Source organism: Companilactobacillus hulinensis, from assembly GCF_003946555.1.
GTDB lineage: Bacteria > Bacillota > Bacilli > Lactobacillales > Lactobacillaceae > Companilactobacillus > Companilactobacillus hulinensis.
On sequence record NZ_RHOO01000007.1, the window covers coordinates 26,186 to 44,697 of the forward strand.

Genomic DNA, 18,512 nt, shown 5'->3' on the forward strand with positions numbered 1-18,512 from the left:
GGATGTTTAAACACTTAAAACTATAAATTTGGCCCCAAAGGTTATACAATAAGGTGAATAATAGTGATTGTTTGCACAAATCTATTTTATTTTTGTAACCTGGAGGGATCAAATTGGAGAATTCATTGAATATCCTAGCGCCGATTTCTGGCAAAGTCATTGAGTTGACCGCAGTGAACGATCCCGTATTTTCTCAAAAAATGATGGGTGATGGTTTTGGAATCATCCCCAGCGGAATATCTGTAGTTTCACCAGTTACGGGAACTGTAACTTTCGTTGCTGAAACAAAACATGCGATTGGCCTGACAACTTCAGACGGTGCTGAGATACTTGTCCACATGGGATTAGACACGGTCGAATTAAAAGGTGTTCCTTTCAGTATACGTGTCAAAGTTAATGACAAAGTTACTGCTGGACATACCATTGCGACCATGAATCTTACCGCAATTACCGATGCTGGCAAAGACCCAACCGTGGTAGTCGCTGTAACAAATACAGACACTTATCTTAAGAACATTCAAGTAAACACTGGCGAAATAACCGCTGGTCAAGTAGCGGCAAATGTAACATCTGAAGTTACCGACAATACAGTCGAACATTCTTCACAAAGTTATCAACAAATGGCAAAACAAATCATCAACAATGTCGGTGGAAAAGAAAATATCAACTCACTTATCCACTGTATAACTCGTATACGTTTCTATTTAAAAAACGATAATCTACCTGACGATAATGCTATTCGTAATCTCGATGGAGTTATCAATATTGCAAGATCTGGTGACCAATACCAAGTAGTGATCGGTTCTTCAGTTACCGAAGTCTATGATGCCGTCATTGATGAACTAGGTCCGAACTTTTTTAATAACAAACCTATTATACCGACCGAATCCACAACCATCCCTGGAAAAATCAGATATGCATTCAACTCCTTTATCGGAGTTCTAACTGGATCTATGATCCCTATCATTGGATTACTTGGTGGTTCTGGTATTTTAAAGGGAATTTTGGGTGCACTTTGTGGATACGGATTATTGGAAAAATCTAGTGGTACGTATTTACTATTCTCGGCTATAGCAGACTCACTATTCTACTTCTTACCGATAGTCTTAGGATTCACCGCCGCTAAAAAACTCGGAGCCAATCCCATAACCATTGCCGTAGTCGGTGGCGTATTGACCTACCCGACTCTGATTGCTGCTAGTAATGAGTCGATTCAATTGACTGTCTTTCGAATCCCAGCCCACATGATGAGCTACACTTCATCAGTCTTTCCAATTATTTTTGCTGCCTGGATCGGTAGTTATTTGGAAAAATGGCTCAAAAAAATCATTCCGTCTGTAGTCAGATCGATTTTTTTGCCAATAATTGAAGTCATCCTATTGAGCCTATTAATTTATGTAGGTGTCGGTCCAATCATGATGTATCTAAGTAAATTACTATCATTAGGTATTGAATCTATCTACTTCGTAAATCCTGCTCTGACCGGTTTCTTGGTCTCAGGGTTGTATCAAGTCTTAGTAATTTTTGGACTGCATTGGGCAATTATTCCTATCGTTGTCAACGACTTAGCTATCAGCGGACACAGCTACCTTAATGCTATGATTTCAGTAACAATGGTTGCTCAAGGCGCCGCCGCATTAGCTGTTGCATTAAAAGCTAGAGACAAAAAATACCGCGATCTATCCTGGGCAGCAACTATTTCCGCTTTTTGCGGAGTCACTGAACCAGCGATCTACGGTATCACTTTAAAATATAAACGTATCTTTTTCTTATCAAATTTGGGTAGTGCTATTGGTGGATTTCTGACTGGATTCTTCAAAGTTGATGCCTACGCATTATCAGGCTCACTTATCGGATTCCCAGCCTTCATCAATCCCAGTCTAGGCGTCACATCTAACTTACTTGGCTATGTGATCGCCCATATAACGACTCTGATCATCACATTTATTATGATCATGATCTGGGGATATAGCCCCGACGAAGATATCAATCCTGTCTTGAACTAAAACGACTTGAAATCAACCATGGAAAAGTTGTTGGGAACATATCTTGTTTGTGTGTGTTCAAATAAACTACCACTGTCAGTATATACGAACTTAGTCAATACCCCGACACAGTTCAAGTCACCAACATCCAAAACCTGCATATCACGCTTCGTGGCAGATTCAACGGTAGTAGTTGAACGCTCAGCAGCAATTTTGAACAAATCATTTTCACGGATATATTGATAAATCGAGTTCTGTGCATCCTCACGAGTCATATTGCCCAACAAGCTTTTACGGAAATAACTATTATCAACCGCAAGTGCTTTACCGTCAAACAAGCGAAGTCTTTCAACATAATAGGCTTTGTCCCCAGTGTTAAAAGAAGTAAGTTTTTCGATATCTTCATCAACTTCAACTTCTTCAAAAGTCAAAACATCAGTTGATAGGCGTTGAATAAACTTATTCTGTGGAAAATCTCTAAGTCCTTCAAAACCAGTAGTATTATCGGCTGAGAACAATACCTTATCATCACGAATAGGCTCTAGGACAACTACACCACGTCCTTTGACAGCATAAACAAGCCCATCACTTTGAAGCTCTTTTAGTGCACGTCTAACTGTGTTTCTAGTTACATCAAAACGTGCAGCCAAGTCTTCTTCGCCTGGCAAAGTATTCCTTGGTGGATATACTTGCTTATTGATCTCATCCTTCAAAGTATCATAAATATCAGAATATAATTTTTTTGGCATGGTACCTTCTCCTCAATTAAACAAATTGTGTGGTATGTGTTTAAACATGTGTTAAAATAGGTACGCAGCAGGTGTTTAAACAGCTAACAATCTAGTTAAGATTATAACATATGATTACATCATTTAGACTTGTTTATATAAAATAATAATAATTTTTTATTATAACGTGACTTTTTCAGGAGGAACATTATGACAATTGTAAACACATGGACTCATGAGTTCTCATATTACCCAAATATCAAACACATCAATCGCAACAAAACTCAGACTACGACTGTCTTCCAGCCAATTGTAGCCAACAAGATAAGATTACTAATTAATAACCAATATGGCAAGATACCTCTTGAAATAAAGAGCATAAAGATAATCGTCAACGAAGAATCATACGATATAAAATTTAACAATAATTCCAGTTTCAGTATTGCATCGAAGCAATGTCAGTGGAGCGATTGGCTACCAGTTCATATTGCTGATAACAGTTATTTTAAAATAGAAATTCGTTCTTTTAACCACAATATCCACACATTGGGCTCTACTATCTCTAATAATATTATCAATTGCGACAATTATTTTGATGGTGAAACTAGTTTCTTTTTTGGCGTTTCGGCCATACAAACTGACACAGATGCCCTCGTCAACAAAGTGGCATTTTTTGGTGATTCTTTGACCAATCAGGGTAGATACACCGCCACTCTGGCCAAGGAAATGTCGAAAGAAAATACTGTCACAGCCAATTATGGACTCTCTGGAAATAGACTTCTCCACAAAGGAAATAGTGATTCCAAATGGTCGAATAGTTTTGGCCCAGCCGGTATTGATCGATTCCAAAAAATGATCGACGAATTCACTCCAAATACTATTGTATTACTAGAAGGCACAAATGACCTAATGCAACCTGGTGCCGGAACTCCAATTAGTGAACTTCCTACCGTAGACGAATTCATTAACGGTCTAAAAAAGATTGAACACATGTGCCAGAGTAACAATATCAAATTAATTTGTCTGACCATTCCTCCTTTTCAAGACGCAAAGATCGATGGAAGAGAAACCTGGAATCCTGACAAAGAGAATCTTCGTACAAAAATTAATGATTACATTCTTAGTTTAACCAACACCATCGACTTGGCAACCTTTGTTTGTGATGATTCTCAAAAAAAATTATCACCTGAATTTGATTGCGGAGACCATGCCCACTTCTCTGAAGAAGGTGGAAAAGTTATCGCACAATTTTTGAATAATAGTATTAATGGTGAGTATATTAATTATTAATTGTTTCGCTGAAAGTGAGACGAACAGTCAAAAAGAGCACTTCCGAGAATTATATTCTCAGGGAGTGCTCTTATTTATTATCTATATCAAATAGTATATTCAATACTATTTTATTTGATATTCTTCTTAATATAATCAGCTGATTCTTGCAACTTATCCAATTCAGCTTGTGGCAAGCCTAGTTGTAATTGCTTCAAAATACCTTCACGACCAACGATTGCTGGATATGAAAGATAAACACCATATTCTTCACGGAAGTTGGAAACTGGTAATTCAATATGTGCATCATTCAAAATTGCCAATGACAATCTTACGGCAGCAGCTGAAATACCATAGTTAGTATATCCTTTGCCATCAAAGACTGTAAATCCACCCATACGAACATCTTCATTAATTTGTTCCAAATCAAGTCCTGAATCTTTAGCCAATTTTTCAACTGGTTGATCCATAACTTTAACAGTTGACCAAGCAGTAAACTGTGAATTACCATGCTCACCCAAATTGTAGCCAGAAACTGAACGAGGGTCAACTGAGAATGCTTTACCAACAGCACGTTTCATTCGAGCTGAATCTAGCAAAGTACCAGTTCCGATAACACGTTCTTTAGGGAAACCAAGAATTTGTTGATACATTGAAGTCATAACATCATTAGGATTACTGATAACGACCATAATACCGTTAAACTTGGTTTGCTTGATCTTCTTGGCAACATCAGTTACTGAATCACCAGTTGGCTTCAATTCACCGAAACGGTTGGGATGGTCTCCACCGATCAACTTAATGTGACCGACAGCGGAAATAATAACATCAGCATCGTCCAATTGAGAATAATCATTTACAAAAATATTAGTGTGATGTGGCAAATTAGCCATGGCATCTTCAAAGTCCAATGCATCAGACTTAACTTTTTTTTCGTTCTTGTCGATCAATACCAAATCATCAACAAAACCACCAGAAACAATGTGGTGAGCACAAGCAGCACCAACATTACCCATACCAATAATTCCTATTTTTCTAGTCATAAATAAAATTCCTCGCAATCAAAGATTTTCAAGTATCTATAGAACATCATACACTAAAGATAACTAATACCCAAAGCGCTATCATTATTGTTAAATTAACTATACTGTCACAACCCTATTACCATTCTGGACGCATATTCTTGAATTCCAAAGTCAACACTTCAAACTGACTAAATGCAAAAAAATGAGATCAATCGCTTTCAATAATGGTCATTTTCAGTCTTAGATAAATGCTAGAATTAATTGAAATTTAAAACTGGAAGGTATTAACGATGATAAAACTAATTGCAACAGATATGGATGGAACATTCCTAAAAGATAATATGACATATGATGAAGAACGTTTTTCTGAGTTATACAAAAAAATGGAACAACAAGGTATCCGTTTTGTAATCGCCAGTGGTAATCAATACGCACAGATCAAATCATACTTTACCAAGTATCCTGACATGATTTATATTTCTGACAACGGTGCCTATATCAGAGATTTGAACCAAATCTACGCTGTACATACCTTTTCTGACGATAATTACCAACAAATCCTAGAAAGAATATCGACTATACCTAATATTCAAATATTAATGAGTGCTGTCGATATCGCCTACATGCCAGCTGATGAAGATCCGGCTCAAATCCAAAAAATGAGTAATTACTATTACAACTTGGAACTAGTTGATGACTTCAGAACTTTAAAAGACGTTATGAAAGTCTCAATAACTTGTCCACCTGAAAAGACTGCACAAACAGTTGAACTATTAAGTGAACTTGTCGACGGATTAGCCGATGTAACTAGCAGTGGCAATGGTGATATTGACCTCGTTCAACCTAATCGTAACAAAGCTGCCGGATTGAATGAACTTGGTGATGTATTGAAAATCGAATTATCAGAAATGGCGGCCTTTGGAGATGGTGGTAACGACTTGGAAATGCTCCAAGAAGTCGGCTTGTCTGTAGCAATGTCCAATGCTCAACCAGCTGTTGCAAAGGCAGCTAATCATCACACGACTTCAAATGAAGAACAAGGTGTTCTTAGCTTTGTTGATAAGCTTCTAGAACCATGAGAACACCTTCGAAAATAACCACCATCAGTATCTTAAGTTTATCAACAGTTACTGGTGTATCGACGCTCATCACCGGTATCATTCCCCAACTTAAGAATACCTATCCAAGTATCCCCGTTATGTGGATCGAATGGCTAGTAACTATTGCCAACTTGAGCGCACTGTTGACCTTAGTTTTAAACCCCAAATTAACTCAAAAATTCGGTAGCCGGAAAGTTGTTGTGGGCGGTCTAGTAATCAGTGCTCTTTCAGGCGCTACACCATTGTTTATTTCGAACTTTGTCATCGTGATGTTAAGCAGAATCATTCTAGGATTAGGAATCGGACTGCTTTCACCGCATGCCATAAGTTTGATTGCTCATAATTTTGACGGCGAACATCGTGCTAAATTACTAGGTTATCAAGTAGGCATTTCTGCTGGTGGTAATGCAATATTACTGATGTTGGCTGGTATTCTAGTTACGATAAATTGGCGTTTCGTATTTGTGCTGTATCTACTATTGTTGATAATTGCTGGGTTAGTATTCAAAAATGTTCCAAATGACCAACCAGAAACCATTAAAAATAGCAGTGTAAAATTGCCACCGAATCGCTGGGGTATATTAATATTAGCATTCCTGACTTACTTATTGATCTGGGGCGTCCAACTAAAACTCCCAACTTTGTTCAATATCAAAGGATTTGGCAATTCCAGTTTACTAAATTGGACTTTGGCGGCAATGAATCTAGGTGGATTAGTCGCTGGTTTGACCTTCAGCAAATTACATAGACGATTCAATCGTTATACTTTAACGATCGGTTATGCTGGTGCTGCTATAGCAGTTCTCCTATTAATAAGTACAAATAATACATTTGTGGCAGTCTTTGCGGCTATATTCTTCAATTATATTTATTCCTACACTGGACCATATCTGGTATTAGTCGGACATCAAAATCTAACTGATCCTCAAATCAACGTGATGAGCAGTTATATCACGGTTTCCACAATTATCAGTGCCTTCTTTGCCCCATTGGTTTGGAATTTGGTTGGCAAGATCGGTGTTAGTTCTTTAACGGTTAATTCCTTGTTTTGGGTTGGAGCTGTCTTGAGTTTGATTGCTATTGGGACAGTTTTGAAATCGTTGTTACATCAACGTGCTTCTAATTGAAAGTGATTGAGTCTACTGGCAACAATCAATAACAAAAGATACAGGACCTATACAAAAATAGGTCCTGTATCTTTTTCTACATTATTTTAAGCTTTCCTTGAAAAAACTCTCAAATTTATCAAATGGGATTAAATTCATCTGATCATATAAGTCAACATGTGTCGCTCCGGGAACAATAACTAATTCCTTAGGATCATGCAAACGGTTATATGATTCCTCAGCCATATATCGTGAATGTGCCTTCTCACCAGTAACAATTAGAACTGGACGTGGGGAAATATCTTCAATATGTGCTTGCAATGGGAAATTATAATATCCCCATGGTGTTGTTGCAGTCCAGGCGGAAGATGAATTGATTGAACGTGGATGGAACGCACGGCCACGATAATATGCAAAGAACTCCTTAGTCACTGGATCAGCATCTTCTGGCAAAGTTTCCGGGAACATCACTGAAGCTTCAACTGGTTGATTATCCTCATCAAATGGTAATTCATGTAAGCCTGTCGATGTATGACCACTTTTTGCATCATCCCAACGTTTTTTAGCCAAATATTTTTTCTCATTAACTCGTTGTACGTCAGTCTTAGAATTATTAAGTCCCTTCCACATCGAATCTGACATATCGTACATAACGGAAGTAGCAACTGCCTTAATACGAACATCAATTGATGCAGCTGTTAGAACGTGACTACCTAATCCACAAATACCGATTGCCCCAATCTTCTCACGGTCGACAAATTTTTGAATACCGATGAAATCAACTGCAGCCGAAAAATCTTCAACAAAGATATCTGGTGAAGCAACATTACGGACCTTTCCTGAGCTTTCTCCAGTCATAGATTGATCAAACGCTAATGTAACAAATCCACGTTCAGCCAATGTTTGAGCGTACAAACCACTTGATTGCTCCTTAACTGCACCGAATGGACCAGAAATAACAATTGCGGAATATTTCTTATTTGAATCAAAATCCAGTGGCAAATATAGATGCCCAGCTAGGGTAAAACCATAGCGATTATCGAATCGAACATTTTGAACGTCGATTCTAGGATTTATTTTAAAAACTCGCGTATCATTTGCTAGTTTACTCATACCAATATTCTCCTTTTATTAAACAGCTTGACCAATAGGTCTAATGAGTATTTCATTAACATCCATATCCTTTGGCGTATCAATTGCATACAATACGGCCTTAGCGATATTTTCCGGATCCAATCCAATCGCATTTTCAGTTTCAATTTCTTCTTGACGTTTCTGAGGATCATTAATTGATTTGTAGAGTTCAGTATTAACTGAACCGGGAGAAACGATGGAAGTCTTGATACCATTAACTCTTTGTTCCTGACGAAGCCCTTCCATAATTGCTCTGACAGCGAACTTGGAACCGTTATATACTGCAAAGTTTGGAACAACTACGTGACCGGCAACCGAATCTGTGGCGATGATGTGTCCGAACTTTTGCTTGATCATTATAGGTAGCACAGCAGAAATACCGTTTAGAACGCCCATAACATTAACGTCTAGTATCTTCTGCCATTCTTGACGCTGACCTTTACTTAACGGATTGGTTGGCATAATTCCAGCATTGTTATATAGCACGTCGATTCTTCCGTATTTATCATAAGCCATATCAATTACGGCCTGAACATCTTCAAATGAAGTAACATCTGCTTGAACTGGTGTGATTTCAACTCCAGGGAATTGATCACGTAATTCTTCCAGTCTGTCCTTTCTACGAGCAGCAATCACAAGTTTTGCATGTTGTTCTGCAAGAACTTTGACTGTTGCTGCACCAATACCACTTGATGCTCCCATAATAATCACTACTTTATCTTTTACACTCATATCGATACGTCCTTCTCTCTAACTGATAAATTCAGTATAATTTGATATTTGTTAGATGTGAAATACCTATAGATGATGCTAAAATATAGCTAATAACTATAGATGGAGAAATCACTATGGAACTCAGAGTATTACGATATTTTCTAGCAATTTGTCGGGAAAAAAACATTTCAAAGGCTGCTGAATCTCTGCACATCGCACAGCCATCACTTTCAAAACAGTTGAAAGATTTGGAGGAAGAACTCGGTGTAACTCTAGTAAAACGTGGACATCGTCAGATAACTTTGACCCAGGAAGGTCATTATTTACGAGAACGTGCTGAAGAAATGGTCAGCATCGCCGATAAAACTACATATAACTTACAATCGACTAATATTATCAGCGGTGAATTGTACATTGGCGCCGGTGAAAGTTTGGCTATGACTAGAATTATGAAAATCGTTGATTCAATCATTCAGGATAATTCCGAAGTCAAAATTAACTTTTATAGTGGCAATGCTGATGAAATCGAATCAAGAATCGACAACGGCACGCTGGATTTTGGAGTTGTCATGGGTGATAGAAAAACCGAAAACTTCGAAAGTTTGATTCTACCTGAACGAAATGAATTTGGAGTTATTATGCCGATAGACTCTGAACTAGCTTCTAAAAACAAAATCAATCCTGACGACCTGGTTGGTAAACCATTGATAGTTTCAAATCAATCTATGGTTCAAGACAAGTTTCGTAATTGGTGGGGCAAGAATTACGACAACATCAGCGTTGTTGCTTCAACTAATCTAGCTTACAACGTTTCTCTTCTAGCCAAGTTGCACCACACCTATTTGATTACCTATGATGGATTGATAAATACTGATGAAGATAGTGGATTAGTTTTTAAGCCACTATCGCCGAAAATCACAGATCCCAATACCGTTATCTGGAAACCAAATTCTCAACTTTCTAATATTGCACAATTATTCATTGATAAGTTGCAGAATTCTTTGGACTAAAGTTAAATAGTTACAATAATCGGAAAGGTAAAGGTAAAATATATGAAATCGAAAGCTTACGATCAACCTGACGCTGAATCCATATTAAAAAAGAAAATGGAAAAGCAAAAAGCTTCTTTAGAACTCAATGAAACATTGAGATTAGTGCCTGTAAAAAAATTAAATACTAAAAAGGAAATTGCTGATTTTTTTAAGAATAATTAGACAAAACAAAGAGGTATGACTCTGCATTAGCAGAATCATACCTCTTTTTACATCTATAACAAAACCACTCCGACACCAACTAATCCTGGACCAGTGTGAACTCCAAGAGCCGGACCAACTTGTCCGAAGAACTGTTTGCTACCTTTGATACCATTCTCAGCTAGCAAGTCAACCATCCGTTGACCGGCAACCTCATCAGCACCATGTCCAATAGCCAATAAGTAATCCTTGTGATCATCAATAAATTTGGTAGCCAAATCAAGCATTAGTTTTTGACCCTTTTTCATACCGCGAGCCTTAGCAGCTGTGGTATAAATGCCTTCACTATTACATGTGATGATCGGTGCAAGTTTCAACATATTACCAACAACTGAAGTTACCAATCCGATACGACCACCGGCACGAAGATATTCCAACGTTGGAATACAGAAATAAACCACTGTATTCTTAATCATCTTATCCACGCCAACAACCACTTCAGCGTAACTCTTACCTGCATCAACCAGATCCTTGGCTCCGACACCAATTAATCCAGCGGCAACAGCAACTTGCTTAGTATCAAATGCTGTAAAGGTGAATCTATCATCGTCTTCAAGCAACACTTTTAAGAAGTTATAAGTACCGCTTAATCCGGATGAAACTGAGATTGAAACAATGTGATCATAACCATCTGCGGCTATTTCGTCTAACTTTTCACTGATACATTCACCTGAAGGTAGGGATGTCTTGGGTATTTCTTTTTCTAGACCGTTATAGACCTCAACCGCAGTAATATCTACACGATCTTTATATGTTTTATCTGCGTAAATAATTTGCATTGGCAATTCATACACGCCTGATTTTTTTAAGTACTCCTCAGGGATATCACAGCAAGAATCTACCAATATAGCAATCTTTTCTGTCATTTCTCATTACTCTTTTCTTTCGAGCCGTCGCTATTATCTAGCAATAATATCTTCTTAGTTGCCCATTTTGTGGCAAAAGACATTGTTACCATCTCAACCATCAGATACTCAGGTGACTTATTGCCTTCCGACAATTTCTGGTCTTCAGCACGATGATTGATAATCTTCAAAGCAGTCTCTTGCTTCTCACAGAAGAAATCGAAGGCATTTTCAATACCACCGTTCAATTGTGTCATCAACTCAATACCCTCTTCGATCTCGCTGATTGAAACGACTTGCTTCAAGAATGTAATAGCAATTAAATATGCCAAATGTTCTCTGGTATATCTCTTTTTAATCGGATGTGGTAGAAGTCCGTTCTTGACGTAATTATTAACCATCGATGTAGTAACGATTGGTCCATCATCTAACCAAATAGGACCCAAATACTTATCTATCAATGTTAATAATTGGTCTCTGTACAAATCCAATTCTGGTAAATCTGACCAGCGTGGTAACTTGAATTCCTCTAAATTATCTAACCATTCTTGCAATTCATCCATTAAAAAGCACCTCTTTATAATTACTAATATAATTTATCATAATAATTAATACTATTCAATCTAGTTTTTAAAACTAGATAAAAATAATAATAAAAAAAGTCGAATCACTTCGACTTTCTTTTGCGTATTGCCGCATTGATCTTTTTTGTACCAACAATGTCTGATAGATACATTATTAGCCACACCATTCCGTACACAACAATTACTGTGATAACAAAATCTAACGTATGATCAATTATTTTCCACCTTGATACCAACATCATCGCCCAAACAATAATTACTGTAACAATCATATGCAGCAACAGCCGTATTGGAAAGTTAAACCAATCTGTTTCAAATATCATCGAAACGATCCCGATTAATCCACTGAAGAAGAACAAGGATGCAATTTCACGTACGGTTGCCTCTATTCCGCCAGCAAAGAGCCCTACCAGAAGAAAACTAAATGATCCTAACAAAACACCAATCAAAAAATATCTTATAGTTTTAAGTAATTTATCCATATTTTTACCTCACATCCCCAGCTGTCCTTTTAGTTCAGTCAAATATTTTCTACTAACACTAAACTTCAAATCATCTGTCAAAAAGGCCGTCATATTGCCTGAAAAAGCTGTCTCTAAAGAATCTAGATGATTCAAATTGATGACAGTATTCTTAGATATTTGGACAAAGTTACCATCATTGATACGCTCGGTCATTTTCTTTAATTGACCACGTAAGCGATAAATCTTTTCGTGCGTATAAATGGTCAATTCATTCTCAAAAACCTCAATGGCAATGATTTGATCAATTTGAACCATAACCACACGATCATCACAGAAAGGGGGATGACAGAGAACTTTGAATTCAATTCGTCTAATCTCTTCATCAATTCCTGAACTTCATTGGTAAAGTTGGATGCTTTGACAGTCACATCAATTTCATCCTTTGGTATTTTGTCATCCTGATTAAAATTTATTTTCATCCCACACTCTCCCTTACATAGTTACAATCAAACCTTACTAAGAACCAATCTTCGACTGATTCGTGAAATCAAAAATACACAGATGCTGATAACTAGTGCAAAGCTAATAAATATCAACAGATCCTGTTGAAAAGTAAGTGCTCCATTCCAACTAATACTTATACCCATAACTTCTTTAAACTTCGACAACACAGATACCGGTAATTTATTAAATGATTTATTTAATTGTGCATTCATCAAAATGTTTCGATACATCGCTGAATTATATGGTGCTGGAGTATATTTCATCAAGTTCTGCATAGTGGTTGGTAACGTGCCGATCGGCATATAAACACCAGCGAAAAACCCTGAAGCAGTCCCGATTATTGAGGATATCTTACCAAGAGTATCCACTTTTTTGACAAAAGATAATAGTAATAAATTAAAAATCGTCCAAGTGAAGCTGCTTAGTATTGAAATACCAAATACCTGTGGGAAAATCGTCAAATCCAACGAACTGTTATCTACAATCATAAAATATATTCCCATTATAAAGTACATAATTAGTTGCATGATAACACCTATAAACACCGACGTAACAATATATGCAAACTGTATACCGACATAACTAATATCGGTCAAATTAATATCTGCCAAAACATGACTTTCCCTATCCTTAACCATCAAACTCAAACTACTTAACGTTGTAGTGATTGCAGTGATTGTCAGCGTGCCACCAATTAACCATGGATCCAAAAGTAGTTTGGTATCAGGAACTTTGCTCCAGCTAGTTATCATATTCTGACTTAGAAACGCCAAGTACAGAACAAAAGAAATCATTGCTCCCATCAGTGAGAAAAAGATTCCACTTCTATCATTAAAGTACATTTTTAAATTACGACTAATTAATCCGCTCATATTAACGTATCTCCTTACCAGTTAAATTCATAAAGACATCATTCATTGTTCCGGGACGATATTCGAAATCAGAAATAGCTTGAGAATTATCAGATAATATTTTTATTGCTTGATTCTTATCATTAACAGTCAGTTCCTTAGATTCACCATTCTGGTAATATAAGGTCAAAATATTTTTGGTGTACTGTTTTTGAAGCTTACTTACCGTATCTTCGGCAATTATTTTGCCTTGATCAATAATGTATACATAATCTGCAGTTTGAGCTTCCTCCAAATAATGAGTAGTTAAAATAATTGTTAAACCAGTGTCGTGCCTTAATTGATTAAGTACATCCCAAATCGCTGTCCTAGTCTGAATGTCTAATCCAGTTGATGGTTCGTCTAAAAATAGTAATTCAGGATTGTTGACTAAGGCTCTAGCAATATCAACACGACGTCTCTGACCACCTGATAGACTTCCATATTTTTGTTTCCAAATACTTTCCAAATTGAACTTATTTATCAATAATTGTATCTGAGTTGGCTTATTATACATTTTGGCTCTCGTCATAATGTTGTCCTTAACAGATAAGTTGGCATCTAAAACGCTACTCTGAAAAACTACACCTATTTTATTTCGATACTCCCGATTGATAGTAGTTTTTTCGTCAAATTCAATCTGTCCACTGGTTGGTTGGATAATTCCTGTCAACATGTTGATCGTGGTAGATTTACCAGCACCATTAGGTCCTAGAAATACGACGAAGTCACCTTTATTGATAGTCAAATTAATATTGTCCACAGCTATTTTATTTTGAAATTTTTTAGTTAATGATGTTGCCTGTAGTAGTTTCATAATGGTCATCTCCATTTGATTTATGACCATTATTTTATGCAGAAAAAGTTATTTGTATTCAGTTTTGAAACAAGTGGTAATTATTTGATGTTTAGTGGTTATTTTTGAGTAATAAAAAATCCTCCTAGGTTTCTCTGGGAAGACTTTTGATTTATTTATCTAAGTATCTCATTAATTCATCAACATTGGTAAATGATGGTGTATCATCTGGAATCAATCCGGATTCCTTTGCCCTTGCTTCAATCATTGCACAGCGGGTAGTCTCATTTGGTATATAACACTTATCAGTTTCGTTATTCAATTCCATAGAATCACCACTCCTTCTAATCTGAAACAAATATAACACATATTTAATTTCCATTTTCTAGTATCTTATTCAAATTAATCTCAAAACTATCAGTATTCTTGATCAGCGGATTATGAAACCAACCAATTCCTTCATTGACAACCTCACCAATAACTAACGAGCGAATACCACGGGTGATAGTCATTTTCGCTTTATCATCAGTAACAAATTTCTCGATAAAAGTATTCATCATCATTCTCAAATGTAGCGTCTCGTCTCCGATAATTTTATCTTTAGAAATTTCAGCTGTTTTTAACACCAGTAACGATAATGACAAATTGCTTAATCCGAACTTTCGCATTACTTTAGCAACTTGAATTATGCCTTCTTTGCCACTGTACCCAAAACATTCAGTTTTGATTTTATCGTCTAGTTTATCAAAGTAATATTTGGTCAGTGCTAAGTTTAAGTCATCCCTATTTTTAAAATAAAAATACAAAGCCTGTGTTTTACAATCTAATTTTTCAGCAATACTTTTGAAAGTCGCTGAATCATAATTGCCATCAGTAATTAATTCAATCGCTGCTTGAATAATTTTGTCTTCAGACAGATCACGTTTTTGTGTCATACGTGTTCCTCCTTACTTCTTTACATTTTACACTCTGTAAATTACAATTACCAATAGTAAATAGGAGATGTTAAGATGACGTTTTTGTCCTTGATCTTAATTGGTTTTGTAATTGGTCTTTTCGTAATATCAACTGGCGGTGGCGGTGCTGCCTTCTACCTAGGAGTATTAACAAGTTTGTTCCATTTGAGTGCTCCAGTAGCAGCCGCAACTTCACTATTAACAGCCTTTCCATCTCTAGTAGTCGGAGCCTATGGTCATTATCGTACAGGAAACATCAGATTCAAAGTCGGCAATCGAATGATGATTTCAGCCATTCCTGCCGTTGTAATTGGTGCGTGGATTGCTCCTTACATTCCCATAAAAATCTACACATGGATCGTCGCAATTATTCTTGTTGTTTTGGGAATTCAAATTCTAGTGCAGCATTTCTTCCTATCCAAATCTAAGAATTCAAATAAAAACTCCAGTCACGATGCCGTGAAAGCATCCGTATTCGGAGCCATTAGTGGCTTAATGGTCGGAGTCGCCGGATTAAGTGGTGGCGGCCCAATTCTAGCTGGATTATTATTACTCAATCTAGATATGGTTCGTGCGGCCGCAACATCATCGTACGTACTTGTTGGTACTACTGGAGTTGGATTACTATTTCATCTATCAGGCGGTAATGTTAATTGGTCAATTGGATTAAGCCTAATGATTGGGGCGATTGCCGGTGCCCTACTAGCACCAATACTCCTCGCCAAAATTAATCCAGTCAAGTTTAATAATTACGTCAGACCATTCATCGGAATACTTTTGGTAGTCATGGGACTACAAATGATTCTTTAAAATTTATCCAGCTTCTCCTTTGTTAAATAGTATTTGTCACCGTACATTGTCCATTTCAACGGCAACTTTAGTTGATAGTTTTTCTCACGAATAAACTTCTCCTGAGTCTTGATTCGTGACAAATCTTGATGTGCGGTCTCTTTTTTCATGACTCTAGTTCTGTATTTGAGAAATGCTAATAGATACTTCTTTTGAGAACCGCCTTGTGCAGGTGTTTTGACATGTTTTATTGTTTTATTACGAATACCGCCAAAACTATCTTTGTCATTTCCGGGACCATGAACGACCAATGCATCATAATAAATATATTGTCCTAAAGATGACAAACCATCTCTTTGCGATAATTTAATAGAAGGATTCATATACATTTTGTCCAAGATCTCATTTTGAGCTTGGATAAATTTTTTGTCTTTAGCTGAAGATTTCCAAGTCTTTACGAATTTATTACCCAAACCTTTATGTGACGAAGTTCCTTCAACTTTTTTCAACGCTGAGATGAACTTAGACAATTTATTATTGGGTTCTAAGGTTTGATACTTCTCCACAACATCAAGCAGATCACCAGTTTTGGAAGTAAAACCAATTATGCCCGCTGTATATCCACGTCCATCATGGATATCTTCAATGTATTTGTATTGTTTCTGATAGTTCAAACTAGAATTCTCCGCACTGGAAACTAAAGCAAAAATTGTCTTCCTTAACGTTCCATCCTGAACCGTAATATGATTATCAAACGCTGATGTAAATCCAAAATTTGTTAACGCAATAAGCATTACTGAAAGGATCATTCCTAATTTTTTAAACATCTTTATTTCCTCTAATTCCAGTAAAACACAAATTGGTCTGAACCATGCAAAAAAATCCAAAGCTGACATTAAGTCAAACTTTGGACTTTTGGTATTAATATTTTCATTTAAAAGCATATCAATAAACAATAGAATTACGCATGTTCATATTAGGTTAAAGAAAATCACTCCTGTAAACTAGTAGCTATCGGAAGTTCAGACGGTGGCTAGCAAATCGATTTTTATTGAGAGGAGTGATGCCTATGGAATTTTGCGTTAATGAGTGTCTCTCCAGTGAGGAGAAGCATGACAGTCTTTCAAGTGTTGTACCTAATGATTGCATTTTCATTGTTAGTGATTGAAATTCTGAAATTTAACCGAAAAAAATAACCGCTGATTCAGACTTTGGACAGTCGCGGTTACTTTTTTCGTGATGAAACCACCGCCTAGGCGGCCGATTCTATACAGCAGACCAGTGCGGTCTGCTTCTTTATTACACCGAAAGTATAACAAGATTTTTTTGCTATATCAATCAATACGAACACAACACTTATCCAGCTTGATGTCGTACCAGAGCAATAACTCGATACGCAATATCTTCACCAACGAGAGTAACTAATGAACCAAGTAGAATAACTACGATACCAATAATAGTACGCCCACTAATAGCTTCACCCAAGATGAACAGTGACAAAATTGGGGCCAAAGCTGGTTTGATCAAGAAAATCAACGACGCTTGAACAATCCCGACCTCTTCCATTGATACGAAGTACAATCCAAATGCCACACCAGTAACTAAGACTGAGATATACAAGATCAGTGGCAATGTTTGTAATGTTATACCTTTGAAGAACGGTATATTAATGAATTCACTGTAGTGAGCAGGAATATTTTGAGCAATTGGTGTATGACTTAACAACATCAACGCTCCTAACTCCAAGGCTCCAAATAAGAATGAGAAGCAAGTCATCGACAATCCATTGATACCGATCTTACTTCCATTCACACGTGACATAACGCCGTAGATGCCAAAGATAATTGATGCTAATAATCCCAAAATAATACCTACGGGATTCTTTAAATTGAATGGATTAATGATAATCAACAATCCAACCAATGTTAATACTAGAGCAAAGACATTTGTTCTAGATAATTTTTCATGCAAGAATACGAATCCAATAATCAATCCGAAAATTGGGTTAGCACTCAAGATAATCGCAATAACTGAAGCTTCTGTAACTTGAATAGATAACTGATAAAGTGTCATGCTGACAACAACGATAACGAAGCCAGTCAACGCACAACGACCAAGATCGTATGCGGACATCTTAATCCCGTTCTTCTTGAGGTGAAGAACTGCGAATGGCGACAATGCCAATCCACCAATCAAGAATCTGATAAAATTCAACTCAACTGGATTGAATTGACCACCGGCTATTTTTAAAGCAATTTCCATAGAACTGAATAAAAACATCGGTATTACTATGTATAGAAAACCTTTTAACTTCAAAACGTTCGTTTCATCCCCTAAATAGTGAAGTAACAATATCATTTTACTCCTATT

Annotated in this window: 21 protein-coding genes and 1 pseudogene; 7 read left to right on the forward strand and 15 right to left on the reverse strand. The window is 36.7% G+C overall.

What is annotated here, in order from left to right; all coding sequences use genetic code 11:
- The first annotated feature begins 107 nt into the window (after positions 1–107).
- Positions 108–2,006, forward strand: a complete 1,899-nt coding sequence (locus tag EKM66_RS05395; protein ID WP_125762384.1) for a glucose PTS transporter subunit IIA — start codon at positions 108–110, stop codon at positions 2,004–2,006.
- On the opposite strand, the gene EKM66_RS05400 is transcribed toward EKM66_RS05395, so the two are convergent.
- Positions 2,003–2,734: a GntR family transcriptional regulator gene (locus EKM66_RS05400; RefSeq protein WP_125762386.1), complete on the reverse strand. Its 732-nt coding sequence runs from the start codon at positions 2,732–2,734 to the stop codon at positions 2,003–2,005. The genes EKM66_RS05395 and EKM66_RS05400 overlap by 4 nt on opposite strands.
- Before the next feature lie 189 nt (positions 2,735–2,923).
- Here EKM66_RS05400 and EKM66_RS05405 point away from each other — a divergent pair, with 189 nt between their 5' ends.
- A complete protein-coding gene (locus EKM66_RS05405) occupies positions 2,924–4,003 on the forward strand; it encodes an SGNH/GDSL hydrolase family protein (protein WP_125762388.1) in 1,080 nt (359 codons plus the stop codon).
- A 110-nt stretch (positions 4,004–4,113) separates the two neighbouring features.
- Here EKM66_RS05405 and EKM66_RS05410 read toward each other — a convergent pair whose 3' ends face one another.
- The gene (locus tag EKM66_RS05410) at positions 4,114–5,025 is read right to left on the reverse strand and encodes an L-lactate dehydrogenase (RefSeq protein ID WP_125762390.1); all 912 of its coding nucleotides are present in this window, start codon (positions 5,023–5,025) and stop codon (positions 4,114–4,116) included.
- Between the two features lie 272 nt (positions 5,026–5,297).
- Between EKM66_RS05410 and EKM66_RS05415 the strand changes: the two genes are divergently transcribed.
- Together EKM66_RS05415 and EKM66_RS05420 are read left to right on the forward strand one after the other, a co-directional pair.
- The gene (locus EKM66_RS05415) at positions 5,298–6,086 is read left to right on the forward strand and encodes a Cof-type HAD-IIB family hydrolase (RefSeq protein ID WP_125762392.1); all 789 of its coding nucleotides are present in this window, start codon (positions 5,298–5,300) and stop codon (positions 6,084–6,086) included.
- Positions 6,083–7,234, forward strand: coding sequence for an MFS transporter (locus tag EKM66_RS05420; RefSeq protein WP_125762394.1), 1,152 nt, complete (start codon positions 6,083–6,085; stop codon positions 7,232–7,234). Before EKM66_RS05415 ends, EKM66_RS05420 begins: the two co-directional genes overlap by 4 nt.
- A gap of 81 nt (positions 7,235–7,315) precedes the next feature.
- Here the strand turns inward: EKM66_RS05420 and EKM66_RS05425 are convergent, their stop codons facing one another.
- Together EKM66_RS05425 and EKM66_RS05430 are read right to left on the reverse strand one after the other, a co-directional pair.
- Positions 7,316–8,326 carry an alpha/beta hydrolase gene (locus EKM66_RS05425; RefSeq protein ID WP_125762396.1) on the reverse strand — a complete coding sequence of 337 codons (1,011 nt, stop codon included), beginning with the start codon at positions 8,324–8,326 and terminating at the stop codon, positions 7,316–7,318.
- An 18-nt stretch (positions 8,327–8,344) separates the two neighbouring features.
- A complete protein-coding gene (locus EKM66_RS05430) occupies positions 8,345–9,079 on the reverse strand; it encodes an SDR family oxidoreductase (RefSeq protein ID WP_125762398.1) in 735 nt (244 codons plus the stop codon).
- A 116-nt stretch (positions 9,080–9,195) separates the two neighbouring features.
- Here EKM66_RS05430 and EKM66_RS05435 point away from each other — a divergent pair, with 116 nt between their 5' ends.
- A complete protein-coding gene (locus tag EKM66_RS05435) occupies positions 9,196–10,071 on the forward strand; it encodes a LysR family transcriptional regulator (RefSeq protein WP_125762400.1) in 876 nt (291 codons plus the stop codon).
- A 42-nt stretch (positions 10,072–10,113) separates the two neighbouring features.
- A complete protein-coding gene (locus EKM66_RS12530; RefSeq protein WP_164505052.1) occupies positions 10,114–10,275 on the forward strand; it encodes a hypothetical protein in 162 nt (53 codons plus the stop codon).
- Between the two features lie 53 nt (positions 10,276–10,328).
- Here EKM66_RS12530 and EKM66_RS05440 read toward each other — a convergent pair whose 3' ends face one another.
- The 9 genes and pseudogenes from EKM66_RS05440 to EKM66_RS05480 form a co-directional block, all read right to left on the reverse strand.
- Complete coding sequence (locus EKM66_RS05440) at positions 10,329–11,180, reverse strand: DegV family protein (RefSeq protein ID WP_125762402.1); 852 nt, start codon at positions 11,178–11,180, stop codon at positions 10,329–10,331.
- The gene (locus EKM66_RS05445; RefSeq protein WP_125762404.1) at positions 11,177–11,722 is read right to left on the reverse strand and encodes a DUF1836 domain-containing protein; all 546 of its coding nucleotides are present in this window, start codon (positions 11,720–11,722) and stop codon (positions 11,177–11,179) included. Before EKM66_RS05445 ends, EKM66_RS05440 begins: the two co-directional genes overlap by 4 nt.
- 104 nt (positions 11,723–11,826) lie before the next feature.
- Positions 11,827–12,225: a DUF3021 family protein gene (locus tag EKM66_RS05450; protein WP_125762406.1), complete on the reverse strand. Its 399-nt coding sequence runs from the start codon at positions 12,223–12,225 to the stop codon at positions 11,827–11,829.
- Positions 12,226–12,234: 9 nt separating this feature from the next.
- On the reverse strand, positions 12,235–12,522 hold the full coding sequence (locus EKM66_RS05455; protein ID WP_125762408.1) for a LytTR family DNA-binding domain-containing protein: 288 nt from the start codon (positions 12,520–12,522) through the stop codon (positions 12,235–12,237).
- Positions 12,471–12,686 carry a hypothetical protein gene (locus EKM66_RS05460; RefSeq protein ID WP_125762410.1) on the reverse strand — a complete coding sequence of 72 codons (216 nt, stop codon included), beginning with the start codon at positions 12,684–12,686 and terminating at the stop codon, positions 12,471–12,473. Before EKM66_RS05460 ends, EKM66_RS05455 begins: the two co-directional genes overlap by 52 nt.
- Positions 12,687–12,713: 27 nt before the next feature.
- Positions 12,714–13,583 (reverse strand): ABC transporter permease, encoded by an 870-nt coding sequence (locus EKM66_RS05465; protein ID WP_125762412.1) that lies wholly within the window; start codon positions 13,581–13,583, stop codon positions 12,714–12,716.
- Position 13,584: 1 nt separating this feature from the next.
- Positions 13,585–14,418 carry an ABC transporter ATP-binding protein gene (locus EKM66_RS05470; RefSeq protein WP_125762414.1) on the reverse strand — a complete coding sequence of 278 codons (834 nt, stop codon included), beginning with the start codon at positions 14,416–14,418 and terminating at the stop codon, positions 13,585–13,587.
- A 151-nt stretch (positions 14,419–14,569) separates the two neighbouring features.
- Positions 14,570–14,692: pseudogene (locus EKM66_RS05475) on the reverse strand (type II toxin-antitoxin system RelB/DinJ family antitoxin); the annotation flags it as partial.
- Positions 14,693–14,768: 76 nt separating this feature from the next.
- Positions 14,769–15,332 (reverse strand): TetR/AcrR family transcriptional regulator, encoded by a 564-nt coding sequence (locus EKM66_RS05480; RefSeq protein ID WP_125762416.1) that lies wholly within the window; start codon positions 15,330–15,332, stop codon positions 14,769–14,771.
- 75 nt (positions 15,333–15,407) lie between these two features.
- Between EKM66_RS05480 and EKM66_RS05485 the strand changes: the two genes are divergently transcribed.
- Complete coding sequence (locus EKM66_RS05485; RefSeq protein ID WP_125762418.1) at positions 15,408–16,163, forward strand: sulfite exporter TauE/SafE family protein; 756 nt, start codon at positions 15,408–15,410, stop codon at positions 16,161–16,163.
- Here the strand turns inward: EKM66_RS05485 and EKM66_RS05490 are convergent.
- Both EKM66_RS05490 and EKM66_RS05495 read right to left on the reverse strand, forming a co-directional pair.
- Complete coding sequence (locus EKM66_RS05490) at positions 16,160–16,969, reverse strand: chitosanase (protein ID WP_125762420.1); 810 nt, start codon at positions 16,967–16,969, stop codon at positions 16,160–16,162. The genes EKM66_RS05485 and EKM66_RS05490 overlap by 4 nt on opposite strands.
- A gap of 529 nt (positions 16,970–17,498) precedes the next feature.
- Positions 17,499–18,494 (reverse strand): DMT family transporter, encoded by a 996-nt coding sequence (locus EKM66_RS05495; protein WP_225426561.1) that lies wholly within the window; start codon positions 18,492–18,494, stop codon positions 17,499–17,501.
- Between the last annotated feature and the right edge of the window lie 18 nt (positions 18,495–18,512).

Excerpts from the sequence above, each read along its gene's own strand:
- EKM66_RS05460 (WP_125762410.1), bottom strand. The coding sequence starts at position 12,686 with ATGAAAATAAATTTTAATCAGGATGACAAAATACCAAAGGATGAAATT.
- EKM66_RS12530 (WP_164505052.1), top strand. The coding sequence starts at position 10,114 with ATGAAATCGAAAGCTTACGATCAACCTGACGCTGAATCCATATTAAAA.
- EKM66_RS05415 (WP_125762392.1), top strand. The coding sequence starts at position 5,298 with ATGATAAAACTAATTGCAACAGATATGGATGGAACATTCCTAAAAGAT.
- EKM66_RS05455 (WP_125762408.1), bottom strand. The coding sequence starts at position 12,522 with ATGGTTCAAATTGATCAAATCATTGCCATTGAGGTTTTTGAGAATGAA.
- EKM66_RS05490 (WP_125762420.1), bottom strand. The coding sequence starts at position 16,969 with ATGTTTAAAAAATTAGGAATGATCCTTTCAGTAATGCTTATTGCGTTA.
- EKM66_RS05410 (WP_125762390.1), bottom strand. The coding sequence starts at position 5,025 with ATGACTAGAAAAATAGGAATTATTGGTATGGGTAATGTTGGTGCTGCT.
- EKM66_RS05400 (WP_125762386.1), bottom strand. The coding sequence starts at position 2,734 with ATGCCAAAAAAATTATATTCTGATATTTATGATACTTTGAAGGATGAG.
- EKM66_RS05480 (WP_125762416.1), bottom strand. The coding sequence starts at position 15,332 with ATGACACAAAAACGTGATCTGTCTGAAGACAAAATTATTCAAGCAGCG.
- EKM66_RS05445 (WP_125762404.1), bottom strand. The coding sequence starts at position 11,722 with ATGGATGAATTGCAAGAATGGTTAGATAATTTAGAGGAATTCAAGTTA.
- EKM66_RS05425 (WP_125762396.1), bottom strand. The coding sequence starts at position 8,326 with ATGAGTAAACTAGCAAATGATACGCGAGTTTTTAAAATAAATCCTAGA.
- EKM66_RS05485 (WP_125762418.1), top strand. The coding sequence starts at position 15,408 with ATGACGTTTTTGTCCTTGATCTTAATTGGTTTTGTAATTGGTCTTTTC.
- EKM66_RS05435 (WP_125762400.1), top strand. The coding sequence starts at position 9,196 with ATGGAACTCAGAGTATTACGATATTTTCTAGCAATTTGTCGGGAAAAA.
- EKM66_RS05450 (WP_125762406.1), bottom strand. The coding sequence starts at position 12,225 with ATGGATAAATTACTTAAAACTATAAGATATTTTTTGATTGGTGTTTTG.
- EKM66_RS05420 (WP_125762394.1), top strand. The coding sequence starts at position 6,083 with ATGAGAACACCTTCGAAAATAACCACCATCAGTATCTTAAGTTTATCA.
- EKM66_RS05470 (WP_125762414.1), bottom strand. The coding sequence starts at position 14,418 with ATGAAACTACTACAGGCAACATCATTAACTAAAAAATTTCAAAATAAA.
- EKM66_RS05465 (WP_125762412.1), bottom strand. The coding sequence starts at position 13,583 with ATGAGCGGATTAATTAGTCGTAATTTAAAAATGTACTTTAATGATAGA.
- EKM66_RS05430 (WP_125762398.1), bottom strand. The coding sequence starts at position 9,079 with ATGAGTGTAAAAGATAAAGTAGTGATTATTATGGGAGCATCAAGTGGT.
- EKM66_RS05440 (WP_125762402.1), bottom strand. The coding sequence starts at position 11,180 with ATGACAGAAAAGATTGCTATATTGGTAGATTCTTGCTGTGATATCCCT.
- EKM66_RS05405 (WP_125762388.1), top strand. The coding sequence starts at position 2,924 with ATGACAATTGTAAACACATGGACTCATGAGTTCTCATATTACCCAAAT.